The 4902-nt window shown below is 67.5% G+C and carries 3 protein-coding genes and 2 pseudogenes; all 5 read right to left on the reverse strand.

The genetic code is table 11. The features are described 5' to 3' along the window. Nucleotides 1–137: pseudogene (locus ACFYMC_RS29500) on the reverse strand (ATP/GTP-binding protein); the annotation flags it as partial. Beyond that, nucleotides 118–669, reverse strand: a complete 552-nt coding sequence (locus ACFYMC_RS29505) for a DUF742 domain-containing protein (RefSeq protein ID WP_388531149.1) — start codon at nt 667–669, stop codon at nt 118–120. The pseudogene ACFYMC_RS29500 and the gene ACFYMC_RS29505, both read right to left, overlap by 20 nt. Nucleotides 670–761: 92 nt before the next feature. Beyond that, nucleotides 762–1175 carry a roadblock/LC7 domain-containing protein gene (locus tag ACFYMC_RS29510; RefSeq protein WP_388531155.1) on the reverse strand — a complete coding sequence of 138 codons (414 nt, stop codon included), beginning with the start codon at nt 1173–1175 and terminating at the stop codon, nt 762–764. 10 nt (nt 1176–1185) lie between these two features. Next, nucleotides 1186–4452: a nitrate- and nitrite sensing domain-containing protein gene (locus tag ACFYMC_RS29515; RefSeq protein ID WP_388531152.1), complete on the reverse strand. Its 3267-nt coding sequence runs from the start codon at nt 4450–4452 to the stop codon at nt 1186–1188. 346 nt (nt 4453–4798) lie between these two features. Continuing rightward, nucleotides 4799–4902 (reverse strand): annotated as a pseudogene (locus ACFYMC_RS29520) (ATP-binding protein); the annotation flags it as partial.

Raw genomic sequence — 4902 nt, forward strand, 5'->3', positions numbered from 1 at the left:
GCTTCGGTGCGCAGCGGGTTGATCTCGGACACGGCGCCGACGAATGTGGTCTTGCCGACGCCGAAGCCCCCGGCCACCACGATCTTCGCGGAGGTCGTGGAGCGGGCCGCTCCGCCATTAGAGCTTGCGAAGTCCACTGAGCACCCTTTCGAGCAGTGTCACGTCTGGCTGGCCGCCGGCGGACTCGTCGCCGCCGGGCTGATGGATGGCGACAAGCCCGGCCTCGGCCAGGTCTGCCACGAGGATTCGGGCCACGCCTAGGGGAATCGAGAGCAGGGCCGAGATCTCGGCCACTGACTTGATCTCCAGGCACAGCCGGCAGATCCGCTGGTGCTCGGGCAACTGCCCTTGCAGCCGAGCGGGATCGGCGGTGGTGCTGACCAGGGCCTCGATGGCCAACTGGTAGCGCGGCCGGGTCCGGCCGCCGGTCATCGCGTAGGGGCGCACCAGCGGATTGCTCGCCTTTGGTGCCGATGGCCCCGCGCCTCTGGAGGCACGTGGAGGCGGCGTACGAGGCTGCTGGGGCTGCCCGTAGGGCTGCTGGTACGGGTTCTGCTCCGGTGCGGGGTGCCTGCTGGGCGCGGAGGGAAAGTTGAACCGGTTCTGGTCGTGCCCACCCTGCGGCTGGGACGCGCCGCCGTACGGATGCCCTCCAGGGGGTGTTGTCACGTTTCCTCCTCCGACTCCTTGACGCAGTGCTCCCGTTGGAACCGCGCCACCGCACCTTAAGGCGCGGTGGCGCGAAGCGCACTGGTTGTCTGCTAGTTGAGAAGACTTCCTTGCAGTTCCGCGCGGAGGTCCGGGGTGAGGACGTTTCCGGCGCGGTCGACGAGGAGGGCCATCTCGTAGCCGACGAGGCCGATGTCGCACTCGGGGTGTGCGAGTACGGCCAGCGAGGATCCGTCGGAGACGGACATGAGGAAGAGGAATCCCCGGTCCATCTCCACCACCGTCTGGTTCACGGGGCCGCCCTCGAAGATGCGGGAGGCTCCCGCGGTCAGCGAGGTCAGTCCGGAGGCCACGGCCGCCAGCTGATCAGCGCGGTCGCGCGGGAAACCCTCGGACATCGCCAGAAGAAGGCCGTCGGCGGAGACCACCACCGTGTGGGACACCCCGGGGGTGTTGTCCACGAAGTTGGTGATCAACCAGTTCAGGTTCTGCGCCGCCTGGCTCATCGGGCTCACACTAACGCTCCTGGTCATAGGTGTTACTTGACTGCTCTGATCCCGCGTTGCGGCCCTGCTGGACACCGCGCCGTAGGTTGCTCAACCTGCCACGCACGTCCTCAGGGGCGCGGGAGACCTGTGGGCCGCCCTGCGAGGTCGTCTCTGCGGCTCCCGAGACCAGGTTGGCCTTCGGGACCCGCTTGGGAAGGCCGGACGAGGTGACCCCACCCGCCTTCGGGTCGCGGAGCTTGGAGGCCCGCTGCCAGCCTTCGTCATTCGCCGAATGCCAATCACCGGCCCCACTGTTGTCCGGGCCCGCTGCTGCCGGCTGCTGCGGTGCCTGCGGCTGTTGTGCCTGCGGCGACTGCGACTGCTGGGGCGGCTGCGGGGAGAACTGCTGCTGTCCCGTGTCCTGCTGCGCCGGCTGCCACTGCTGCTGGCTGCCACGACGAGGCAGACCTGCGTTGGTCAGCTCGTGGCCGGCCCCTTCAGCGGTGTCCGACTGGTCGAAGCCTACGCGTTCCGAGGCGGCTTCGGGAGCGCCCTGAGAGGATTCCGATTCGCTACCGTAAGGCTGCTGATACGAAGCCGGATAGTTGTCCTCTTGAGGCCACCGGGCCTGCTGAGCAGCAGAATCGAAACCAGAGTCGTACGGCAGTCGCTCATTCGCCGGGTCTTGGTATGAGGATTCCGCATAGGGGCCGAAGCCGCCCTGCTGGAACCCCTGGTAGCCGTGTTCCGGCTGTGGCTCCCGGCCGTAGCCGCCCTCGGCCTCGTACGGTGACTGGGACTGTGCGGGACGCTCGTGGTACTGCGGGTCCCCATAGCCCTGTTCGGCGAACGGCTGCTCCGGGTACGGGACGGACCGCTCCTCGCCCTGCTGAGGGTACTGCTCCTGAGGTACTTCGTCCTGGAAGAGCGGCTGTTCGCCGCCGACCTGGGCTTCGAGGTGCGCCCGGCGCTCCTCGCGCAGCAGAGAGCGTCCCACCGGGTCGAGCTCGCGGGCGTCGCCCTGCTGCGCTTCGTACCGGGAGTCGTCGAAGCCGAGTTCGGCTGCGGTGCGCATCGGGGCGGACTCGTGGGACTGCTGCTCCGGGATGATCGAGGACACGGTGAAGTCGTCCTCGGGGTTGCCCTCGCCGCCACCACCGTGGGTGATCGCGTCCGGGAGCATCACCAGCGAGGTGGTGCCGGCCTGCTCGCCGGAGGGGCGGAGCTGAACTCGGATCCCGTGCCGGTCGGCCAGGCGGCCGACCACGAACAGTCCCATCCGCTGCGAGATCGCGGCGTCCACGGTCGGCGGGTTGGCCAGCTTGTGGTTGAGGTCCGCGAAGTCCGCAGCGGTGAGGCCGATGCCCTTGTCGTGGATTTCGACCATGACCCGACCGTCCGGCAGACGGGTGGCGTTAACCCTGACCTTGGTCTGGGGGGAGGAGAACGAGGTGGCGTTCTCCAGCAGCTCGGCGAGCAGGTGCACGAGGTCGGTCACGGCCTGGCCGTGGATCTCGGCTTCGGAGACGCCCGAGAGCTCGATCCGCTCATACTGCTCCACCTCGGATGAGGCGGCGCGCAGCACGTCGACCAGAGGCACGGGTTGGTCCCAACGACGGCCCGGCTCCTCACCCGCGAGGATGAGGAGGTTCTCGCCGTTGCGGCGCATGCGGGTGGCCAGGTGGTCCAGACGGAAGAGGTTCTCCAACTGGTCCGGATCGGCTTCGTTGTTCTCCAGGTCGGTGATGAGGGTCAGCTGGCCCTCGATCAGCGACTGGTTCCGCATGGAGAGGTTGGTGAAGATCGCGTTGACGTTCCCTCGCAGCAACGCCTGTTCGGCCGCGAGCCGAACCGCTTCCCGGTGCACCTGGTCGAAGGCGCGGGCCACCTCGCCGATCTCATCTCGGGAGTCGATCGGGATGGGCTGTACCCGGGTGTCGACCCGACCGGGCTCGGTGCGAGAGAGCTGGTCGACGAGCATGGGCAGACGCTGCTCGGCGATGCCGAAGGCCGCGGTGCGCAGTTGGCGCATGGAGCGGCCCATCTGGCGGGCCATGAGGCCGGCCAGGAGGAAGGCGGTGAGCAGCGCCAGCACGACGATGGCACCGGTGGTGATGGCGTCGTTGCGGGCGTCGTCGGAGATCGCGGACGCTTCGGTCACGGCCTTGTCGAGCAGGTCCTGCTCGATCTCGGTGTAGCCCTCGAACTTGGCGGTGGCGCCGGCCTGCCAGGTGCCGGGGGTGGTGCCCTTCTTCGCCAGCGTGGAGGGCTTCTCGCCGCTGGCGATGGCCTGGGTCATGCCGGTCAGCATCGAGCCGGCGGCGATCGGTGGCTTGACGAAGGGCAGACCGGAGGCCTTGGCCTCCTGTTCGGCCTCCGTCAGCTTGCGCATCGCCTCTTGTGTCTTGGCGGCCGTGACGGTCTTGAGCTTCTCGGTGTTCTCCTCGGTACCGCCGGCGACGTACTCGCCGATCGCGATCTCTTCGAGGTACGCGTAGGAGGAGAAGGCCATCAACTGGGCGGCCCGGATCTGGTCGTCCTCGTTGGGGCGCACCAGCAGATGGGTGCCGATGGCGCGCTGGAGCGAACCGGCCGCCTTGGCGAGCTGGACGGCGTACACCATGCGGCCATAGGAGGTCACGTTTCCGGTGCCGAGGCCGAGCTCGTTGGAGAACTGCATGAGGTAGTGCTGGACCAGCACGTACCCCTCTTCGGTCGGAATGGGGCCGGCGGAGGCGGGGAGGTCCTTCTTCGCCTTCTCCATCGATTCCACGTACGCGTTCTTGCGTATGAGGTCCAGCTTCGGCTCTTCGTTGCGGAAGAGCTTCAGGCGTCGCTCGAAGGCCGGGTTCGAGGGCATGTCCTGGACCGCGGTGGCGAACTTGCTGCGGGCGTCGTCGGTGGCCGTGCGGGCGTCGGACACGATCTGGCTCTTGTCCTCGCCCTTCAGCAGGGGCTCGGCGGTCAGGTCGCGTTCGTTGAGGAGCGCTTGGCTGTACTGGGAGGCGACCTGGACGATGCGGGCGATCTTCTCGGCGTCCTGGGCTTCGTTCCAGGTGTCGATCGAGCCCTTCACCTGGAAGCCGCCCATGACCAGCCCGACGAGGGCCGGCACCAGGAGGATGGCGTTGAGCTTGGTGGGTACGCGCCAGTTGCGTGGAGAGAACTTGCTGGAGCTCCCGCCGGGAGCGGGCTCGACGTCCGGCTCCTCCACGGGCGCGGGCGCCGCTGTCCGCGGCGGGGTGAAGTTGCCCCGCGCCGGTTCTTCGGCGGGGCTCTCGTTGCTTCGCCTCACTCGACCAACAACCTCTCGGCGCGGCACCTACCTCGTGCCGTCGTATCTACTGGGGCCGTCACTCTGCCTTGTTACGGCGGCCGTTCTACTGGGGAGTTAGTTGAATTCCAGCACGTGTAACGGCCGTGTTCCAAACAGCTGGTTCCAGCCATTCCAGGGGAACCAACGCGCGCATAAAACGGTCATAAAGAACGAGCCCCGGCAAAAGGCGGGTTCGTTGTGAGCGCAGCGGCACCGGACGAACGCGTGGGGTGTCGGTCGCGTTGCAATTCTCTGTCGAAACGTTATGTACGAAGGGGCGGACCGTGTCAAAGGACACAGCCCGCCCCTCCTCTGACATTCCGGACTACTTCAAACGCGCCATGAGGGCGTGTTCGACGAGGGTGATGAGGGCGCTTTTGGCGTCGGCGCGGTGGCGGGCGTCGGTGGTGATGATGGGGGCGTCGGGGC

It is taken from the genome of Streptomyces sp. NPDC006879, assembly GCF_042869595.1.
Classification (GTDB): Bacteria; Actinomycetota; Actinomycetes; order Streptomycetales; family Streptomycetaceae; genus Streptomyces.